The organism is Microvirga sesbaniae, from assembly GCF_025460805.1.
GTDB lineage: Bacteria > Pseudomonadota > Alphaproteobacteria > Rhizobiales > Beijerinckiaceae > Microvirga > Microvirga sesbaniae.
The window spans coordinates 1-18266 of the sequence record NZ_JAMXFJ010000023.1 but is presented as its reverse complement, the minus strand read 5'-3'; the positions used below and the strand labels follow the sequence as shown (position 1 = coordinate 18266).

General features: G+C 67.7%; 12 protein-coding genes and 1 pseudogene. 4 read left to right on the top strand and 9 right to left on the bottom strand.

The genetic code is table 11. The features are described 5' to 3' along the window. Nucleotides 1–64: 64 nt before the first annotated feature. The gene (gene rpoH, locus OCW50_RS23795) at nucleotides 65–955 is read left to right on the top strand and encodes an RNA polymerase sigma factor RpoH (RefSeq protein WP_262299215.1); all 891 of its coding nucleotides are present in this window, start codon (nucleotides 65–67) and stop codon (nucleotides 953–955) included. A 73-nt stretch (nucleotides 956–1028) separates the two neighbouring features. Here the strand turns inward: rpoH and OCW50_RS23790 are convergent, their stop codons facing one another. The 4 genes from OCW50_RS23790 to OCW50_RS23775 form a co-directional block, all read right to left on the bottom strand. Beyond that, nucleotides 1029–2216 carry a histidine kinase gene (locus OCW50_RS23790; protein ID WP_262299214.1) on the bottom strand — a complete coding sequence of 396 codons (1188 nt, stop codon included), beginning with the start codon at nucleotides 2214–2216 and terminating at the stop codon, nucleotides 1029–1031. 34 nt (nucleotides 2217–2250) lie between these two features. Next, nucleotides 2251–3543 (bottom strand): adenylosuccinate synthase, encoded by a 1293-nt coding sequence (locus tag OCW50_RS23785; RefSeq protein WP_262272995.1) that lies wholly within the window; start codon nucleotides 3541–3543, stop codon nucleotides 2251–2253. Nucleotides 3544–4065: 522 nt separating this feature from the next. After that, nucleotides 4066–4989: a PepSY domain-containing protein gene (locus OCW50_RS23780; protein ID WP_262299213.1), complete on the bottom strand. Its 924-nt coding sequence runs from the start codon at nucleotides 4987–4989 to the stop codon at nucleotides 4066–4068. 127 nt (nucleotides 4990–5116) lie between these two features. Continuing rightward, entirely contained in the window at nucleotides 5117–5980 is an 864-nt protein-coding gene (locus OCW50_RS23775; RefSeq protein WP_262299212.1) for a type 1 glutamine amidotransferase, read from the bottom strand. Between the two features lie 192 nt (nucleotides 5981–6172). Here OCW50_RS23775 and OCW50_RS23770 point away from each other — a divergent pair, with 192 nt between their 5' ends. Further along, on the top strand, nucleotides 6173–7078 hold the full coding sequence (locus tag OCW50_RS23770) for a DMT family transporter (protein WP_262299211.1): 906 nt from the start codon (nucleotides 6173–6175) through the stop codon (nucleotides 7076–7078). Nucleotides 7079–7624: 546 nt separating this feature from the next. Here OCW50_RS23770 and purU read toward each other — a convergent pair. From purU to OCW50_RS23755, 3 genes are all read right to left on the bottom strand, one after another. After that, a complete protein-coding gene (gene purU / locus OCW50_RS23765) occupies nucleotides 7625–8497 on the bottom strand; it encodes a formyltetrahydrofolate deformylase (RefSeq protein WP_262299210.1) in 873 nt (290 codons plus the stop codon). 10 nt (nucleotides 8498–8507) lie between these two features. After that, the gene (serA, locus tag OCW50_RS23760) at nucleotides 8508–10100 is read right to left on the bottom strand and encodes a phosphoglycerate dehydrogenase (protein ID WP_262299209.1); all 1593 of its coding nucleotides are present in this window, start codon (nucleotides 10098–10100) and stop codon (nucleotides 8508–8510) included. Between the two features lie 131 nt (nucleotides 10101–10231). Continuing rightward, nucleotides 10232–11404: a phosphoserine transaminase gene (locus tag OCW50_RS23755; protein ID WP_262299208.1), complete on the bottom strand. Its 1173-nt coding sequence runs from the start codon at nucleotides 11402–11404 to the stop codon at nucleotides 10232–10234. A 247-nt stretch (nucleotides 11405–11651) separates the two neighbouring features. On the opposite strand from OCW50_RS23755, the gene OCW50_RS23750 reads away from it, so the two are divergent. Together OCW50_RS23750 and OCW50_RS23745 are read left to right on the top strand one after the other, a co-directional pair. Beyond that, nucleotides 11652–12920 (top strand): efflux RND transporter periplasmic adaptor subunit, encoded by a 1269-nt coding sequence (locus OCW50_RS23750; protein ID WP_262299207.1) that lies wholly within the window; start codon nucleotides 11652–11654, stop codon nucleotides 12918–12920. A 63-nt stretch (nucleotides 12921–12983) separates the two neighbouring features. Next, complete coding sequence (locus OCW50_RS23745; protein ID WP_262299206.1) at nucleotides 12984–16145, top strand: efflux RND transporter permease subunit; 3162 nt, start codon at nucleotides 12984–12986, stop codon at nucleotides 16143–16145. A 309-nt stretch (nucleotides 16146–16454) separates the two neighbouring features. Here OCW50_RS23745 and glmM read toward each other — a convergent pair whose 3' ends face one another. Then, a complete protein-coding gene (glmM, locus tag OCW50_RS23740; RefSeq protein ID WP_262272986.1) occupies nucleotides 16455–17810 on the bottom strand; it encodes a phosphoglucosamine mutase in 1356 nt (451 codons plus the stop codon). A gap of 224 nt (nucleotides 17811–18034) precedes the next feature. Then, nucleotides 18035–18266, bottom strand: a pseudogene (locus OCW50_RS23735) (ATP-dependent zinc metalloprotease FtsH); the annotation flags it as partial.

Here is an 18266-nt window from a genome sequence, read left to right as displayed (position 1 = left end):
CCGGCCTCGGAGGGGGGCCGCCCCAGGCTTGCCTCATGGTGAGGGAGCCAAAGGAGGAGAAGACATGGCTGCAGCGCTTCCGGTGCTTGCCAATGAAGGGGGCCTTTCGCGCTATCTCGACGAAATCCGTCGCTTCCCCATGCTCGAGCCGCATGAGGAATACATGCTCGCCAAGCGCTGGCGCGAGCATGGAGATCGCGAAGCGGCCCATAAGCTCGTGACGTCCCACCTGCGCCTGGTCGCGAAGATCGCCATGGGCTATCGCGGCTACGGCCTGCCGATCGGCGAGGTCGTGTCGGAAGGCAATGTCGGTCTGATGCAGGCCGTCAAACGCTTCGAGCCCGACAAGGGCTTCCGCCTCGCCACATATGCCATGTGGTGGATCAAGGCCGCGATTCAAGAATACATCCTGCGTTCCTGGTCACTCGTGAAGATGGGCACCACCGCGAACCAGAAGAAACTGTTCTTCAACCTGCGCAAGGCGAAGGGCCGGATCTCCGCATTCGAGGAAGGCGATCTTCGCCCCGAAAACGTCAAGCAGATCGCAACCCAGCTCGGGGTGACCGAGCAGGATGTGGTCGACATGAACCGCCGCCTCGGCGGCGACGCCTCCCTCAACGCCCCCCTGCGCGACGAGGGTGAAGGCGGCGGCGAATGGCAGGATTGGCTCGTCGACACCAGCCAGAGCCAGGAACAGGTGCTCGTCGAGGAGGAGGAAGGCCAGAACAGGCTCACTGCCCTGCGGTCGGCGCTGTCCGTGCTCAACCCGCGCGAGCGCCGCATCTTCGAAGCGCGCCGCCTGTCGGACGATCCAATCACCCTGGAGGAGCTTTCCACCGAGTTCGGCGTCTCCCGCGAGCGCGTCCGCCAGATCGAGGTTCGGGCCTTCGAGAAGATCCAGGAAGCGGTCAAGAAGAACCTGACGCAGATCGAGACCTCGTCGGCCGAGGCCTGAGCCGGCCGGCGCCGGGACCATGAAAAAGCCGCGCACCGAGCGCGGCTTTTTTGCTGTCAGGCGCAGGGTCGCCCTACTGCCATTGGTTGAAGGCGTCGTTGAGGATCTGGCCGCCCGAGCCGCCCTTCTCGAAGCTCAGGATCGCGCGCTGGCCGGACACCATCCGGACCGGCAGGTCGATCCAGTTGCGGCGGACGAACAGCTGGGTGTTGCGCGCCACGTCGACCTGCAGGTTGGACAGCCCGATCAGGAACAGGTTCTCGCGCACCGGCACCGGCAGCCCGGCGACCGGTGTCCCGCGCGCGGCTTCCTCATCCTTGAACTGGAGCAGCCCGACATCCCGGATGACCCGGTTCACGTCGCCTTCGCGGGTCGTGAAGGTGAGTTCGACCGTATGGGAGGCGGGGAGCGTCGCGTCGAGGTTGCGCCTCAAGACCATGCGCATCGTCAACCCGGCCTCGGGCACCTCGATCAGGGCGCTGACCGCTTTCTCGAGCGGCTGCCCCTGGCCGGGATTCACGTCCTCGAGACGCCATGTGACGCGTCCGACCTGCGCCTTGGGCGTCTGCGGATTGGCCGGATCCTCCTCGTAGAAGACCGCGCGCTGCACCACCCCGGTCTCCTGGCGGGGCGCCGAGGCGGGAGCAGTCGTGGGAGGAGCCTGTCCGCCGACCCGCTCGTTGATCTTGGAATCGGCCGGGGCCGGCTGGGGCGCTGCCGCGACCGGGGTTTCGGGCGCGAGATCCTCGGGCTTGTCGCGCCACAGGAACGCGAAGGCCGCGATGGCCGCGATCACGAGAGCGAGCACGGACCCGAAGATGATGGTCCGGCGCCGTCCCTTTCCCTGCATGGCCGGATGAGGGCGGCTGTCGATCTTGGGACGGGCCACCGCCGGCTCCGCATAGGACTCCGCGGCCTCGTCGTCGGCAGTCGCCTGAGGGGCGGGAGCCCGCAGGCCGTGGACGGAACCTGGGCTCCGAGCCTCCTCGGGCGGGGTACGATCGCGGGCGGGCGCAGGCGGGAAGGGATCGGGATCGAACCCTGCGGCAGGGGCGGCATAATCCGCCTCGACCCGGTCGATCGCCTCGTCGAGAGAGCGGCCCTCCTGCTGGATCTCCGGCTCGCTGAGAGGCGGATTGAGCGAACGCAGCTGTGCGATCAGAGCCGTGCGGGCGCGCTCGTAGACGGCGCGCCGCTTGTCGGGCGTCTGGTCGGGCAAGCCTTCGACGGCTCGTGCGATGAGAGGGTAATAATCTGCCATTTCTCTCTGGGAATGACCCGCCGTGGCTCCGTCGTCAACCCTCAAAGGGGTTCTTCATGAGGATTGTGTCGTCACGCTCCGGCGAGGTGGAGAGCACCGCGACGGGCGCCCCGATCAGTTCCTCGACGCGGCGCACATACTTGATGGCCTGTGCCGGAAGGTCAGCCCAGGAGCGTGCCCCTGCGGTCGAACCGCTCCAGCCCTCGATCTCCTCGTAGATGGGCTCCACGCGGGCCTGGGCGCCCTGGCTCGCCGGGAAGTAGTCGATGGTCTCGCCGTCGAGCCTGTAGCCGACGCCGATCTTGATCGTCTCGAAGCCGTCGAGGATGTCGAGCTTGGTGAGCGCGATCCCGTCGATGCCCGAGGTGCGCACCGTCTGGCGCACCAGGGTGGCGTCGAACCAGCCGCACCGGCGCTTGCGTCCCGTCACCACGCCGAATTCCTTGCCCTTCTGGCCGATCAGCTCGCCGGTCTCGTCGAACAGCTCGGTCGGGAAAGGTCCCTCGCCGACGCGGGTCGTGTAGGCCTTGGCGATGCCGAGCACGTAGCCGACGCCGCCCGGGCCGAGGCCGGAGCCGGTCGCCGCCTGCCCGGCCACCGTGTTGGACGACGTGACGAAGGGATAGGTGCCGTGATCCACGTCGAGCAGCGCGCCCTGAGCGCCCTCGAACAGAATGCGCTTGCCGGCCCGCCGCTCCTCGTCGAGCAGGCGCCACACGGCGTCCATGTAGGGCAGCACCTTCGGGGCCACCGAGGCCAGCTCCTCGTAGATCGCCTTCGGCTCGAACTCGTCGAGGCCGAAGCCGCGCCGAAGGGCGTTGTGGTGGGCAAGCAGCCTCTCGATCTTCTCGGGCAGGGCCGAGAGATCGGCGAGGTCCATGAGGCGGATGGCGCGGCGGCCGACCTTGTCCTCGTAGGCCGGGCCGATGCCGCGCTTGGTGGTGCCGATCTTCGTGCCGGCGCTGCCGCTTTCGCGCAGGGCGTCGAGCTCGCGGTGGATGGAGAGGATCAGCGTGGCGTTCTCGGCCACGCGCAGGGTCTCGCGACTGATCGAGACGCCCTGCTCGGCGAGACGCTCAACCTCTCCGGCGAGCGCATGCGGATCGAGCACCACGCCGTTGCCGATGACGGAAAGCTTGCCCGGGCGCACGACGCCGGAGGGCAGCAGCGAGAGCTTGTACACCTTGTCGCCGATCACGAGGGTATGGCCGGCATTGTGCCCGCCCTGGAACCGCACGACCACGTCCGCCTGTTCGGACAGCCAGTCGACGATCTTGCCCTTGCCTTCGTCGCCCCACTGGGCGCCCACGACAACCACGTTCGCCATCGCTCAATGCCTCACACAAAAAAACCCCGGCGCAAGGCCAGGGTTGGGTCAAAAACCTTGCAAACCCTCATGGTGGATCGCGCGCCTCAGGTCAAGGCGGAATGCGCCTCGATCCCGCCATCATAAGCGCCTTGCGCGGCGGGAATATGGTTTCGCGCCGAGCCGCGATCGCCGCAAGGACCAGTGTAGCTCCCCTTCCCGTCGCAGAGCGTATGCCGACCATGGCGTGGGAAAGGTCGCGCCACTCCGAGGGTCGCCCTCTCACGTCATCACCGGGCTTGTCCCGGTGATCTCGATCGGAAAGGCGCAGCGCTTCACCGTATCGGGATGGCCGGCACAAGGCCGGCCATGACGTGTGGAGGGTGTCAGGACCGGACGATCCACCACCCCGTCATCACCGGGCTTGTCCCGGTGATCCCGCTTCTGAGAGGCGCCACGCTCTTCGGATCGGGATGGCCGGGACAAGGCCGGCCATGACGAAGGAGGGTGTCGTTGCGGGAGCGGGATAGCGGCCGCCCGGGGTCACGCTGCCTTCGCGAGGCGCTGGCGTCCCGAGGCGCGACGCAGCCTGCGGCGGGCCCAGATCCAGATCCCGGTGATCAGCAGGCCGAGCAGCGCGACCGACGTGACGAGGTTCAGGACGGCGAGCGCGAGGCCGCCCCAGGTGCCCTCGTGGATGAGACGGGGCCAGTTCCTGGCCATGGGCACCGCACCCTCCCGCGTCAGCGCATAGGTCCTCATCTCGCCGTCTTCGACCACGCGCGCCGCGAGGGTGCGGCCCAGGGGCCGGATCCAGCTGAGCGACGACAGGTCGTGTTCGACGGCCAGCACCTGCACGGCCTCCGCGAGCGTCAGAGGAGAGCCGGATGCGTCGGCCGCCCGAGGGCCCGGCGTGAAGGAGATGCCGAGCGCCAGGAGCAGGCCGGTCAGCGGGCTGAGAACCACCAGCGGCAACAGGAACCAGGCCGCCCCCTTGTGCCAGCCGGGCAGCGTGTTGCGCAGCCTCGGCCATCCCATCAGGACCCCGAGGACGACGAGGGACAGCATCGCGATCGTCGAGGCCGTCACCAGCCAGCCGGCCCGCAGGAGCAACCGCTCATGAATCTGTCGGGCCGTTCCGAAGATGTCGGACACCGTCGTGGCATCACGGGTCACCGGCTCGCCCGTCGCCAGATCGACCGTGACCGCACCACCGCCCTGCCCGCGACCGATCGCAAGCGTGTTCTCGCTCGGACGGAGGGAGAGCGTGCGGGCGGCTCCCCGCGGATCGTAGCGCTGGAGCAGCCCCTCCACGGTCCGGACCGTGACCGAGCCCGGCCTGATGGCCTGCTGAACCGCGATGGGCTCGAAGGACAGGATCACGCCCGTGAGGATGACGGCGAGGAGCGGCAATGCGAAGGCCAGAGCCACCCATCGGTGCAGTCGCAGCAACAGAGCCTTGCCCATCGGCCGAACTTCCTGACCCGAGGTGAACGATCAACCCATGATCGCGACGGGCTCTCGGGAGCTCAAGTTAAAGTTCAGTCATGTTGCCTGGACGGCGGCGGATACGGGAAAGCGCGGGGTCGCCTTTTCAGGCCCGCCCCCGGACGCTCTTCGCCGGCTTCACCCGGTGCTCGATGAAGTTGCGGATCTCGCGGGTGCGGCGCCCGGGCTCGAGCACCTCCCCGTCGATGCCGTGCCGCCACGCGAGATCGAAGCGGGTCGGGTCCCGGTCGAGGGCCGCCAAATCCCGCGTATAGGCGACGGCGTCCTCGGTCGTGCGGCAGAAGCCCTCCGCCACGAGCATGTCCGTCCGGCGGCTCAGGATGGCGGCGAGCTCACCCAGAGAGAATTCGGGGTGATACTGCACGCCCCAGAACACACCGCCGTCCTGGCGGATCTCGGCGGCCTGCACCGGCGAGACCGCATTGCCGGCGAGCACCGTGCAGTCGCCCGGCAGGGCCGTCACCATGTCGAGGTGGATCGCCGGCGCGTCGAAGGCCGGGGGGCGGCCTTCGAGCATCGGATGGCCCTGGCCGGCCTCGGTGCGGGTGATCCTTCGGGCGACGCCCACCTCGCGGCCGAGCGGGTTGGGCCGCACGTCCCCGGCCGCCGCGACGGCCGCCACCTGCAAGCCCCAGCAGGAGCCGAAGGACGGGGTGCGGGAGGCGTAGACCGCCCGCATCAGGTCGATCTGGCGCAGGATCTCGGGGGTGCGGTCATAGATGTTCAGATGCGAGCCCGTGAGCACGATGCCGTCATAGGATTCGAGCCCGGCCGCATCCGGCAGGTTCGCGCCTTCGTCCGTCGGAAAGGCGATGTCGCAGACGGCCTCCCGGTCGATGCCCTGAATCACCTCCGCATAGGATTCCGACAGCGTGAGTCCATAGGCTTGCCTGTGGGCCTGCCTTGCACCCCGCGTATTGCCCTCGACCACCAGAAACCGTAAGGCCATGCGTGTCACCCGCTCCTCGTCGTGCCGGTTTAGCCGAACGGCGCGCGGCGGCAAGGGCAATCGTATCGGACCCGAAAGTCGAATCCGCTCTTGGGGTCGATCCGGTACGGTCTTCATGGAGTCAGCGCATCGTGGGAGGCGCGGAAGTGGAGCCACTTCTGCGCCCGAGGCGTCAGAGAGGTCCGGCCTCCGATGAAATTTCTGCATTCGCTCCGGCACGGGCTGTGGGGACAGGCCTACGTGCTGCTGGTCCTGACCACCCTCATGTGGGCCGGCAACGGGATCGCCGGCCGTCTCGCCATCGGGCAGGTCTCGCCCATGGTGCTCACCTGCCTGCGCTGGGTGGTCGTGGTGGCGATCCTGCTGCCGCTCGTCGGGCGCCAGCTCGTGGCCGAGCGGGCGAAGTTCCGGGCGCGCTGGCTCTTCACCCTGGTCATGGGCGTCTTCGGCTTCACCGCCTTCAACGCGCTCTTCTACGCCGCCGCCCATCACACCAGCGCGGTCAACCTCACCATCTTCCAGGGTTCGATCCCGGTCTTCGTGCTCATCGGCATGATCGCGGTCTTCCGCGCCCGGGTGATCCCGTTGCAGATCGTCGGCATGGTCGTGACGCTGGCGGGCGTGATCACCGTGTCGGTGAAGGCCGATTGGGAGATCCTGAAGGCGCTGGCGATCAATGTCGGTGACCTGTGGATGTTGATCGCGTGCGTGTTCTATTCCGTCTACACGCTCGGCCTGCGCTACCGTCCGGAAATGCCGGGCCTCGTGTTCTTCGCCGCCATGGCCCTCGTGGCCTTCGCCAGCTCCCTGCCGCTGGTGGGCGTGGAGATGATCCAGGGCACGGCGCAGTTTCCGACCCCGAACGGCTGGCTGATCCTGCTCTACGTCGCGCTTCTGCCGTCCCTGCTCTCGCAGATCTTCTTCATCCGCGGCGTGGAGCTGATCGGCCCCACGCGGGCCGGCCTCTTCGTCAATCTCGTGCCGGTCTTCGGCGCGCTCCTCGCGGTGGTCCTGCTCGGCGAGCCGTTCGCCCCGTATCACGCGGTCGGGCTGGCGCTGGTGCTCGGCGGCATCTGGCTGGCGGAACGGCGGCGGTAGAGGAGAATCCTGCCTTCTCTCGCTGGGCTCGCCGGGGATGACGCCCTCCTCGTCATGGCCGGCCGGTCATCACCCGCCTCTTGCCGGCCATCCTGCGGTCTCACTGCCACCCTCTCCACGTCATGGCCGGCCGGTCATCACCCTCCTCTTGCCCGCCATCCCGATCCTTTGGGGCGCCGCGCCTCTCGGAAGCGGGATCACCGGGACGAGCCCGGTGATGACGTGAGAGGGTGATGTGAGGCCGGTGCGAACACCCTCCCACGTCATGGCATCCTCCGCCCTTCCTGCCACCCTCCCCACGTCATGGCCGGCCTTGTGCCGGCCATCCCGATCTTTTGGAGCGCGGCGCCTCTCGTATCGGGATCACCGCGACAAGCCCGGTGATGACCAAGGGGTGCCCATCCGGTCAAGCGATCAAGACAGGATCCCGAACGATGCGCCAGCCAAGAGCGGAGCATCGGACCCGAACCTCGGTCCACTTTTCACATCCGATGCTCTCGCCGCATTTCTTGACGGTGAGCCGGATCCACTTCACCGGAAAATGCTCTAATCCGCGAACACCACCGTCTTGCGGCCGTTGAGCAGGATGCGGTCCTCGAGATGGTGGCGCACGGCGCGCGCGAGCACGCGCCGTTCGATGTCGCGCCCCTTGCGCACGAGGTCCTCCGCCGAATCGCGATGGGTGATCGGCTCCACGTCCTGCGCGATGATCGGCCCCTCGTCGAGATCGGACGTTACATAATGCGCGGTCGCGCCGATCAGCTTCACGCCGCGGGCATGGGCCTGGTGATAGGGCTTGGCGCCCTTGAAGCTGGGAAGGAACGAGTGGTGGATGTTGATGCAGCGTCCCGCGAGCTTCGCCGCGAGCCCATCCGACAGCACCTGCATGTATCGCGCGAGCACCACGAGGTCGGCCTTCGAGTCGCGGATGACCTCCCAGACCCGGGCTTCCTGCTCGAGCTTGGTGTCCTTGGTGACGGGCAGCCAGTGGAACGGGACGTTGCCCAGATCCACATGGCTGTAGGTTTCGGCCGGATGATTGGCGATGACGCCGACGAGCTCGAAATCGAGCTCGCCGATGCGCCAGCGGTAGAGCAGATCGGCCAGGCAATGGTCGAACTTCGAGACCAGAAGCATGACCTTCCGCTTCTCGCCCGGATCGCGCAGGGTCCAGGTCATGCCGAAGCGCTCGGCGAGCGGCGCGAAACCGCCTTTCAAGGCCTCGATGTCGCTTTCTCCCGAGACGGGATCGAACACGACGCGCATGAAGAACCGGTCCGTCTGCGTGTCGTCGTATTGCTGGGCATCGAGGATGTTGAGACCGGCGTCCGACAGATGTCCCGCAACGGCGGCCACGATGCCGGGACGGTTCGCACAGGCGAGCGTCAGGACGAAGCGCTGCGACGGGACGGACGCCATCTCGCCCCCCTTAGAACCGCACCGCGCGGGCGCGCTTGACCTGCGGGATCTCCTCGATCCGGCGCAGGAGCTCATCGGAGACCGGCTGGTCGACGGACACGAAGCAGATGGCGTCGCCGCCCGGCTTGTCGCGGCCGAGCGCGAAGGTGGCGACGTTCACGCCGGATTCGCCGAGCAAGGTGCCGAAGCGCCCGATGAAGCCGGGCTTGTCGTCGTTGCGAACGTAGATCATGTTCGGCGCGAATTCCGCGTCGACCGTGATGTCGCGGATCTCGGTCACGCGGGGCTTGCCGTCCTGGAACACGGTGCCGCCCGCATGGCGCGGCATGTCGTCCGCATCGACGATGATGCGCACGAAGCTTTCGTAGTCGCGGGCCGCGCTCTCGCGCTTGACCTCCTCCACGGTGATGCCGCGCTCACGCGCCACGACCGGGGCCGACACCATGTTGATGTCCTGCAGGAAGGGACGCAGCACGCCGGTCACCGCCGCCGAGGTCAGCGCGCGGGTGTTCATCTCCGCGACGGCGCCCTCGTATTCGATCCGGATGCCCTTGATCGGGGCTTCCGTGAGCTGCCCGAGGAAGGAGCCGAGCTTGTCGGCGAGCGCCACGAACGGCTTCAGGCGCGGGGCTTCCTCGGCGGTGATCGACGGGAAGTTCACGGCGTTCTGGATCGCGCCCTGGAGCAGGTAGTCGGACATCTGCTCGGCGACCTGCAGGGCCACGTTCTCCTGCGCCTCCGTGGTGGCGGCGCCCAGATGCGGCGTGCAGACCACGTTGGGATGGCCGAAGAGCGGATTGGAGGTTGCCGGCTCCTCGACGAACACGTCGAACGCGGCGCCCGCCACATGGCCGGACTCGAGGGCTGCGCGCAAAGCGACCTCGTCGACGAGACCGCCGCGGGCGCAGTTGACGATGCGCACGCCCTTCCGGGTCTTGGCGATGTTCTCCGCCGACAGGACGTTCTTCGTCTTCTCGGTCATCGGCACGTGCAGGGTGATGATGTCGGCGCGGCGCAGCAGATCGTCGAGCTCCACCTTCTCGACGCCGAGCTCGAGGGCGCGCTCCGGCGACAGGAAGGGATCATAGGCGATCACCTTCATGCGCAACCCGATGGCGCGGTCGGCTACGATCGACCCGATATTGCCGCAGCCGATCACGCCGAGCACCTTGCCGGTGAGCTCGACGCCCATGAAGCGGTTCTTCTCCCACTTGCCTGCTTGCGTCGAGGCATCGGCCTGCGGGATCTGGCGGGCGAGCGCGAACATCATGGCGATGGCATGCTCGGCCGTGGTGATGGAATTGCCGAAGGGCGTGTTCATGACGATGATGCCCTTGGCCGTGGCGGCCGGGATCTCGACATTGTCGACCCCGATGCCGGCGCGGCCGATCACCTTCAGGTTCTTGGCCTGCTCGAGGATCTTCGCCGTCACCTTGGTGGCGGACCGGATGGCGAGGCCGTCATACTGGCCGATGATCTGGGCGAGCTTCTCCTTGTCCTTGCCGAGATCGGGCTGGAAATCGACGTCGATGCCGCGATCCTTGAAGATCTGCACGGCGGCGGGAGAGAGCGCGTCGGAAATGAGTACGCGGGGAGCGGGCATGGGATGAACCTCATGGCGTCATGGCCGGGCTTGCCCCGGCCATCCACGTCCGCCGGTGTCGCAAGCTCAGCCCTCGAAAGGCGTAGATCCCCGGGCCGGGCCCGGGGACGGCGGTCGTGGAAGGACAGGCCTCAAGCCGCTTTCGCGAGCTTCGCCTTTTCCTGCGCGAAGGCCCAGTCGAGCCAGGGGGTCAGGGCTTCGAGATCCGACTGCTCGACGGTCGCCCCGCACCAGATGCGCAGGCCGGGAGGCGCATCGCGGTAGGCCCCGATGTCGAGAGCCACATTCTCCTTCTCGAGCGCCGCCGTGATGCCCTTGGCCACCTGCGCCACGGCCTCCGGGCCTTTGGCCACCACGTCGGGATCGGCGATCACGAGGCACACGCTCGTGTTGGACGCGGTGGCCGGGACCTTGGCCAGGTTGGCGATCCACGGGGCCCTGGCCACCCAGTCATGGATGACCTTGGCGTTGGCCTCGGCCTTGGCCACGAGGGCGTTCAGGCCGCCGATCGACTTCGCCCATTCGAGCGCGTCGATGTAGTCCTCGACGGCCAGCATGGACGGGGTGTTGATGGTCTCGCCCTCGAAGATGCCCTCGATGAGCTTGCCGCCCTTGGTCATGCGGAAGATCTTCGGCAGCGGCCAGGCGGGCTTGTAGGTCTCGAGCCGCTCCACCGCGCGGGGCGACAGGATGAGCATGCCGTGGGCGGCCTCGCCGCCCAGAACCTTCTGCCAGGAGAAGGTGACCACGTCGAGCTTCGCGAAATCGAGCCTCTGCGCGAAGGCCGCCGAGGTGGCGTCGCAGATGGTCAGGCCCTCGCGGTCGGCCGCGATCCAGTCGGCGTTCGGCACGCGCACGCCCGAGGTGGTGCCGTTCCAGGTGAAGACCACGTCGCGGGTCCTGGTATCGACCTGCGCGAGGTCGGGAAGCTCGCCGTAGGGCGCGGTGATCACGCGGGCGTCGTCGAGCTTGAGCTGCTTGACCACGTCCGTGACCCAGCCCTCGCCGAAGCTCTCCCAGGCCAGCATGTCGACGGGCCGGGCGCCCAGCATGGACCACAGGGCCATCTCCACGGCGCCGGTGTCGGAGGCGGGCACGATGCCGATGCGGTAATCGGCCGGCACCGCCAGCACCTCGCGGGTGAGGTCGATGGCGAGCTTCAGGCGCGCCTTGCCGAGCTTGGCGCGGTGCGAGCGGCCGAGGCTGTCGGTCTTGAGGTTCTGGAGAGACCATCCGGGGCGCTTCGCGCAGGGGCCGGATGAAAAGAAGGGCGCGCGCGGACGCGCGGCGGGCAGGCTCGTCATGTGATCCATCCTTTCAGATGGGCGCCTCTCGGTGGGGAGAGGTGTCCCACCGATTGGTATGACGGAGCCGGGGGCGACGGTCAAGGCATAGGTCGCCGGAGCAAAAGGTCAGATTACGAAATCGTAATACAAAACATCGTGTTTGCTGCGTTATCTTCGCAGCCCCTGGCCTATATTGTGCTAGGACAACATCCGACATTTGCGACCAAAAATGCCGAAAAGGCCGACGACTGAGTAAGGAGCGAGCATGCGTGTGTCCGGTCAACTCGCTGTCATTGCCGTGCTGGGGGCAGCAGGCTTTGGCGGCTGGTACGCCTATAAGGGCGGCCATCTGGCCAATGTGCCCGTGATCGGCGCGTATGTGAGCCAACCGGCAGGCCAGCAGGCCGCCCAGGGCGGACGCGGGCGCGGCGGCCCGACCGGCCCCGCGACGGTCGACGTGGATACGGTCAGGACCGGCCGCATCGTCGAGATGCGGGAATCCGTCGGTACGGTCCGGGCCTATGAATCGATCACCGTGACCGCCAAGGTGGCCGGCATCGTCGGGGAAATCGGCTTCAACGAAGGCCAGAAGGTGAAGGCCGGCGACATGCTGGTCCAGTTCGACGCCGCGGAGCGCCGGGCCGAGATCGAGCAGGCCATCGCCGAGGCGAACCGCGCCGAAGCGCTCCGCAACGAGGTCGCCATCAAGCTGGAGCGCGCCCAGGCGCTCAGCCGCACGGGTGCCGGCACCGGCGCCCAGGTCGACGACCTGACGGCCCAGATGAAGTCCCTGGAAGGCTCCATCGCGTCCGCCCGGGCCCAGCGCAAGGCCGCCGAGGCCCGCCTGGAGGATCTCATCATCCGGGCGCCCTTCCCCGGCCGCGTCGGCACCCGCTCGGTCTCTCTCGGCGCCTATGTGGCTCCTGGCACCCGCATCACCTCCCTGGACGACCTGGCCAAGGTGCGTCTCGACTTCGCCGTGCCGGAGAACCTGCTCGGCCGCCTGAAGCCGGGCCAGACGGTCAACGCCACCTCGGCGGCCTACAAGGGCCGCACCTTCAAGGGCAGCGTGTCGACCATCGACCCCCGCGTCGACCAGACGACCCGCACGGCGCGCCTGACGGCCGAGTTCGACAATCCCGACGAGGCGCTCAAGCCCGGCATGTTCCTGTCCGTGGCCCTCGAGGTCTCGACCAAGGACGATGCCGTGGTGGTACCGGAAGAGGCCGTCGTCAGCGAGGGCCTGCGCCACATCGTCTATCCCGTCAAGGACAGCAAGGTGGAGCGCCGCGTCATCACCATCGGCCAGCGCCAGGGCGGCAAGGTCGAGGTGGTGGACGGGCTGAAGCCCGGCGAGACCATCGTGGTGCTGGGCGTCCAGCGCGTGCGGCCCGGCGCCGAGGTCGTGGCCCGTCCGGTGGGGTCGGGGGCGCCGGCCGGCCCCGTCCCGGCGGCAACCCGGGAGCAGCCCTCCCGCTCCTCACTGAACGTCCCGCAGGCCATCGGGGCCGCCCAGGCGGCCGAGCGGAAGTGATCCCCTTCTCCCGCCCCGGCGGGAGGTTTTCGTTTGAATGACTGGTTACAGAGCCGAACCGCCATGCAGGTTTCAGACCTCTTCATCCGCCGCCCCGTCTTCGCCGTCGTGGTGAGCCTCCTGCTGATCGTGGGCGGCCTCGCCTCGCTCATGAACCTGCCGGTCCGCGAATATCCGCAGACCGACCGCCCCGTCGTGTCGGTCTCCACGGTCTATCGCGGCGCCTCGAACGAGGTGATCGAGAGCCGGGTGACGGAGATCATCGAGGGCGCGGTGGCCGGCATCGAGGGAATCCGCCAGATCACCTCGCAGAGCCAGAACGACCGGTCGTCCGTGTCCATCGAGTTCGAGGTCTCCCGAGATCCGGAAGCCGCCACCTCCGACGTGCGCGACGCCGTCTCCCGCGTGTCCGGACGCCTGCCGGACGGGGCCGACACGCCCGTGGTGCGCAAGGTCGACGCCAATGCGCAGGCCATCCTGTGGGTGGGCGTCACCTCCACGACCCTCGATGCGCTCGAGCTCAGCGACTTCCTCAAGCGGGTCTACGTGGATCGCCTGTCCACCGTGCCGGGCGTCGCCAACGTCAACCTGAGCGGCGAGCGGCGCTATGCCATGCGCATCTGGGTCGACCGGCCGGCCCTCGCGGCCCGCGGCCTCACGGTCCAGGATCTGGAGACCGCGATCAAGCGCCAGAACGTGGAGCTTCCCGGCGGCCGGATCGAGTCCAGCCAGCGCGAATTCACCGTCAAGACCGACTCGCGCCTCGCCACGCCGGAAGAGTTCTCGCAGGTGATCGTCACCAACAAGAACGGCTATCTGGTCAGGCTCGGCGAAGTCGCCCAGGTCGAGGTCGGACCCGAGGACACGCGGTTCGAATTCTACCAGTCGGGCGAGACCGCCATCGGCATGGGCGTCGTGCGTCAGTCGACGGCGAATACGCTGTCCGTGGTCGACGGGGTGCGCAAGGAGCTGGAGGAGCTGAAGGCCTCGCTGCCGCCCGGCACCACGGCCGAAGTCGCCTATGACGAGAGCCAGTTCATCCGAGCCTCCATCGAGGGCGTGCTGCACACCCTCGTGGAAGGCATCGCGCTCGTGATCCTGGTGATCCTGATCTTCCTGCGCGACTGGCGCTCGACCATCGTGGCCATGGTGGCGATCCCGGTCTCGATCATCGCGGCCTTCATGGTGATGGCCTTCTTCGGCGCTTCCATCAACGTGCTGACGCTGCTCGCCATCGTGCTCGCCATCGGCATCGTGGTGGACGATGCGATCGTGGAGATCGAGAACGTGCACCGGCGCATCGAGGAAGGCCAGCCGCCGCTGCTCGCCTCCTTCGACGGCGCCCGCGAGATCGGCTTCGCGGTGATCGCCACCACGGCCACCCTGATGGCCGTGTTCGTGCCGCTCGCCTTCATGACGGGCAATACCGGCAAGCTCTTCCGCGAATTCGGCATCACGCTCGCCGCCTCGATCTTCTTCTCGGGCGTCGTGGCCCGCACGCTCACGCCGATGCTGTGCTCCAAGCTGATGGTCCCGGCCCATGGCCGGATCCAGCGCATGACCGAGCCGCTCTTCGAGAAGATGAACGGCGGCTACCGCTGGCTGCTCTCCCGCGCCCTGAGGGTCCCGGTCGTCATCCTGTTCATCGGCTTCCTGGTGTCCCTGTCGGCCTACGGCCTGTTCCAGTCCCTGCCGAAGGAGTTCGCCCCCACGGAGGATCGGGGCGCCATCATCGTCCGGCTCCAGGCGCCGGAGGGCGCGAGCCTCGACTATACCCGCGACCGGGTGAAGGAGGTCGAGAAGGCCCTCATGCCGCTCCAGGAGCAGGGGCTGGTCGCCTCCATGCTGAGCCAGGTGGCGCCGGGCTTCGCCCGCCCCTCCCCGGTCAACGAGGGCATCGTGATCGTGCGCCTCGTCGACTGGGAGAACCGCACCCAGAGCCAGCAGGACATCGTGCGCCAGATCACCCCGAAGGTGTCGAACTTCCCCGGCGCGCGGGTGTCGGTGGTCAACCCGCCGGCCTTCGGCGGCGCCGGCGGCTTCGGCCAGCCGATCCAGTTCGTCCTCGGCGGCCCCGACTACGAGACGATCCGCGGCTGGCGCGACATCGTCATGCAGAAGGCCCAGGAGACGGGCAAGTTCATCAACATGGACTCGAACTACCGCGAGTCGCAGCCGGACATCCGCGTCCAGATCGACCGGCAGCGCGCCGCCGATCTCGGCGTCTCGGTGGAGGATATCGGCCGCACGCTGGAGCTGATGTTCGGCGAGACCGAGGTCTCGACCTTCGTCAGCCGCGGCGACGAGTATCCGGTGATCATGCGCGCCCGGGCCCAGGACCGGGCCACGCCCAACGACCTCACCAACACCTTCATCCGGGCGTCGAACGGCGAGCTCGTTCCGCTCTCCTCCTTCGTGTCCCTGACGGAATCGGCCGCCCCGCAGGCCCTGAACCGGTTCGACCGCCTGCGGTCGATCACGATCCAGTCCTCCCTGGCGCCGGGCGTCTCCATCGGCGAGGGTCTGGAGATCCTCCAGCAGATCGTGCGCGACAACCTGCCGGCGGAGGTGCGCATCGGCTATACGGGCCAGTCCAAGGACTTCCTGGACTCGACCGGGGCGATCTACCTGACCTTCGCCATGGCGCTCCTGGTGGTGTTCCTGGTGCTGGCGGCCCAGTTCGAGAGCTGGATCAACCCGTTCATCATCATGCTCACCGTGCCGCTCGCGGTGACGGGCGGCCTGCTCGCCCTGTTCGTGACCGGACAGACGCTCAACATCTACAGCCAGATCGGCATGATCCTGCTCATCGGCCTCATGACCAAGAACGGCATCCTGATCGTCGAGTTCTCGAACCAGCTGCGCGAGCGCGGCTATTCGGTGCGCGATGCCGTGGTCGAGGCCTCGGTGCTGCGCCTTCGGCCGATCCTGATGACGTCGATCGCCATGATCGGCGGCGCCATCCCGCTCGCCTGGTCGACCGGGGCCGGCGCCGAGGCGCGCAACGCCATCGGGTCGGTGATCGTCGGCGGCGTCACGGTCTCGACGATCCTCACCATGCTGGTGGTGCCCTCGATCTACCTGCTCCTCGGCGGCTTCACCAAGCCTGCCACCTACGTGAGCGAGATGCTCGACCGGCTCCGCGCCCAGACCGGCCAGGTCGCGCATGGCGACGACCTGCCGGGCCGGACGAAGGACGTGCCGCCCGCCCACCCGGCGGAGTGACGGACGTCAACGGACAGGCCTCCATCCCCGTCATGGCCGGCCTTGTGCCGGCCATGACGGTTTTGTGAAGCGCAGCGCTCTTCCACTCGGGATCACCGGCACGAGGCCGGTGATGACGAAAGGGTGCCCAAAACGAAAGCCCCGGCGATCCTCTCGCCGGGGCTTTTTCAATTCCGAGCGCCGAACGGACATCGCGCCCTGCCTAGAGCCTCGGACGTGAAAAGTGGACACCACTTTTGGGATTCATCCGAGGCTCCCTCTCTTGACCGGCGCACCGGATGACACGGCCCTCTGGGTCCGTCCGATGCGCTAGGCGGCGGCCCTGGAAGCCGCCTGGGTGACGGCTTCCACCACGTCGTCGACCACGCGGTTGACCAGATCCTCGTTGTCGCCCTCGCCCATCACGCGGATGACCGGCTCGGTGCCGGAGGGGCGGATCACGAGGCGGCCCGCCTGCCCGAGGGTCTCGCGGCCGGCGTCGATGGCCTGGATGACCGAGGCCTCCTGCAGGGGCTTGCCGGCCTTGTAGCGCACGTTCTTGAGCACCTGCGGCAGCGGCTCGAAGCAGTGGCAGACCTCGGAGACCGGCTTGCCCAGGCTCTTGACCACGGCCAGGAGCTGGAGGGCCGCCACGAGGCCGTCGCCCGTGGTGGTGTAGTCGGACATGATGATGTGGCCCGACTGCTCGCCGCCGAGATTGTAACCGTGGGCGCGCATGTGCTCGAGCACGTAGCGGTCGCCCACGGCGGTGCGCACGAGGCCCAGGCCCAGGCCGTTCAGGTAGCGCTCCAGGCCGAGATTGGACATGATCGTCGCCACGAGGCCGGGCTGGGCCAGGCGGCCGTCCTCCTTCCAGGAGCGGGCGACGACCCCCATGAGCTGGTCGCCGTCGACCTTGTGGCCTTTCTCGTCGACAATCAGCACCCGGTCCGCATCGCCGTCGAGGGCGATGCCCACGTCGGCGCGGAGCTCGCGGACCTTGTGGATCAGGGCGTCCGGAGCCGTGGAGCCGACGTCGTGGTTGATGTTGAAGCCGTTCGGCTCCACGCCGATGGACACCACCTCGGCGCCGAGCTCCCATAGCGCCTCGGGGGCGACCTTGTAGCCGGCCCCGTTGGCGCAATCGATCACGACCCGCATGCCTTCCAGGTCGATCTGACGCGGCAGGGTCCGCTTGGCGAACTCGATGTAGCGGGCCTGGACGCTCTCGATGCGCTTGGCGCGGCCGAGGGTGGACGACCCGGCCAGCCGCCGGGTCAGGTCCGAATCGATCAAGGCCTCGATCTGAAGCTCGATCTCGTCGCTGAGCTTGAACCCGTCCGGGCCGAACAGCTTGATGCCGTTATCCTCGTAGGGGTTGTGGGAGGCCGAGATCATCACGCCCAGGTCGCAGCGCATGGAGCGCGTCAGCATGGCGACCGCCGGGGTCGGGATCGGACCCAGGAGCAGCACGTCCATGCCCACCGAGGTGAAGCCGGCCTGGAGGGCGGATTCGATCATGTAGCCGGAGAGCCGCGTGTCCTTGCCGATCACGACCCGGTGGCGGTAATCGCCGCGCTGCTGGAACATGAGGCCGGCCGCCTGCCCGACCCGCAGGGCCAGATCCGGCGTGATGATGCCGTTGGCGCGGCCCCGAATGCCATCGGTCCCGAAGTATTTCCGCACGTGCTTTGTCTCCTGGTTCCGTAGCGCTGATCCACGCTTTGGCTTTTTCAAAGCAACCTCCCCGAATTCGGTCAAGGGACCCGAGCCAATGCGCGCCATCACAAGTGATAAGCGATTGTTACAGGTCTCAACCTGGTCCTTACGGAGTATTAGATCTTTGAGGTAAACAAAAAAGAACGCCCGCCGGGGGCGGGCGTTCTGGATGAGAAGGGTTTCGACGGTCCTCAGGCCTGCGGCTGAGGCTCCATGCCGCCGTCGCTCTCCCGCGGCCGGCCGCGGCCGGCGGTGGGCACGGCGGAGCCGCGGCTCGGCGAGACGGGCTCCCCGGTGTCGCGTACCGGCGGCTGGCCGTCGAGGAGGTTGCGGATTTCCTCGCCGGTCAGGGTCTCGTACTCGAGCAGGCCGCGGGCCAGGGCCTCGAGTTCGTGCGCCTTCTCGGTCAGGATGCGCCGGGCG

Excerpts from the sequence above, each read along its gene's own strand:
- rpoH (WP_262299215.1), top strand. The coding sequence starts at position 65 with ATGGCTGCAGCGCTTCCGGTGCTTGCCAATGAAGGGGGCCTTTCGCGC.
- OCW50_RS23790 (WP_262299214.1), bottom strand. The coding sequence starts at position 2,216 with ATGGCAGATTATTACCCTCTCATCGCACGAGCCGTCGAAGGCTTGCCC.
- OCW50_RS23785 (WP_262272995.1), bottom strand. The coding sequence starts at position 3,543 with ATGGCGAACGTGGTTGTCGTGGGCGCCCAGTGGGGCGACGAAGGCAAG.
- OCW50_RS23780 (WP_262299213.1), bottom strand. The coding sequence starts at position 4,989 with ATGGGCAAGGCTCTGTTGCTGCGACTGCACCGATGGGTGGCTCTGGCC.
- OCW50_RS23775 (WP_262299212.1), bottom strand. The coding sequence starts at position 5,980 with ATGGCCTTACGGTTTCTGGTGGTCGAGGGCAATACGCGGGGTGCAAGG.
- OCW50_RS23770 (WP_262299211.1), top strand. The coding sequence starts at position 6,173 with ATGAAATTTCTGCATTCGCTCCGGCACGGGCTGTGGGGACAGGCCTAC.
- purU (WP_262299210.1), bottom strand. The coding sequence starts at position 8,497 with ATGGCGTCCGTCCCGTCGCAGCGCTTCGTCCTGACGCTCGCCTGTGCG.
- serA (WP_262299209.1), bottom strand. The coding sequence starts at position 10,100 with ATGCCCGCTCCCCGCGTACTCATTTCCGACGCGCTCTCTCCCGCCGCC.
- OCW50_RS23755 (WP_262299208.1), bottom strand. The coding sequence starts at position 11,404 with ATGACGAGCCTGCCCGCCGCGCGTCCGCGCGCGCCCTTCTTTTCATCC.
- OCW50_RS23750 (WP_262299207.1), top strand. The coding sequence starts at position 11,652 with ATGCGTGTGTCCGGTCAACTCGCTGTCATTGCCGTGCTGGGGGCAGCA.
- OCW50_RS23745 (WP_262299206.1), top strand. The coding sequence starts at position 12,984 with ATGCAGGTTTCAGACCTCTTCATCCGCCGCCCCGTCTTCGCCGTCGTG.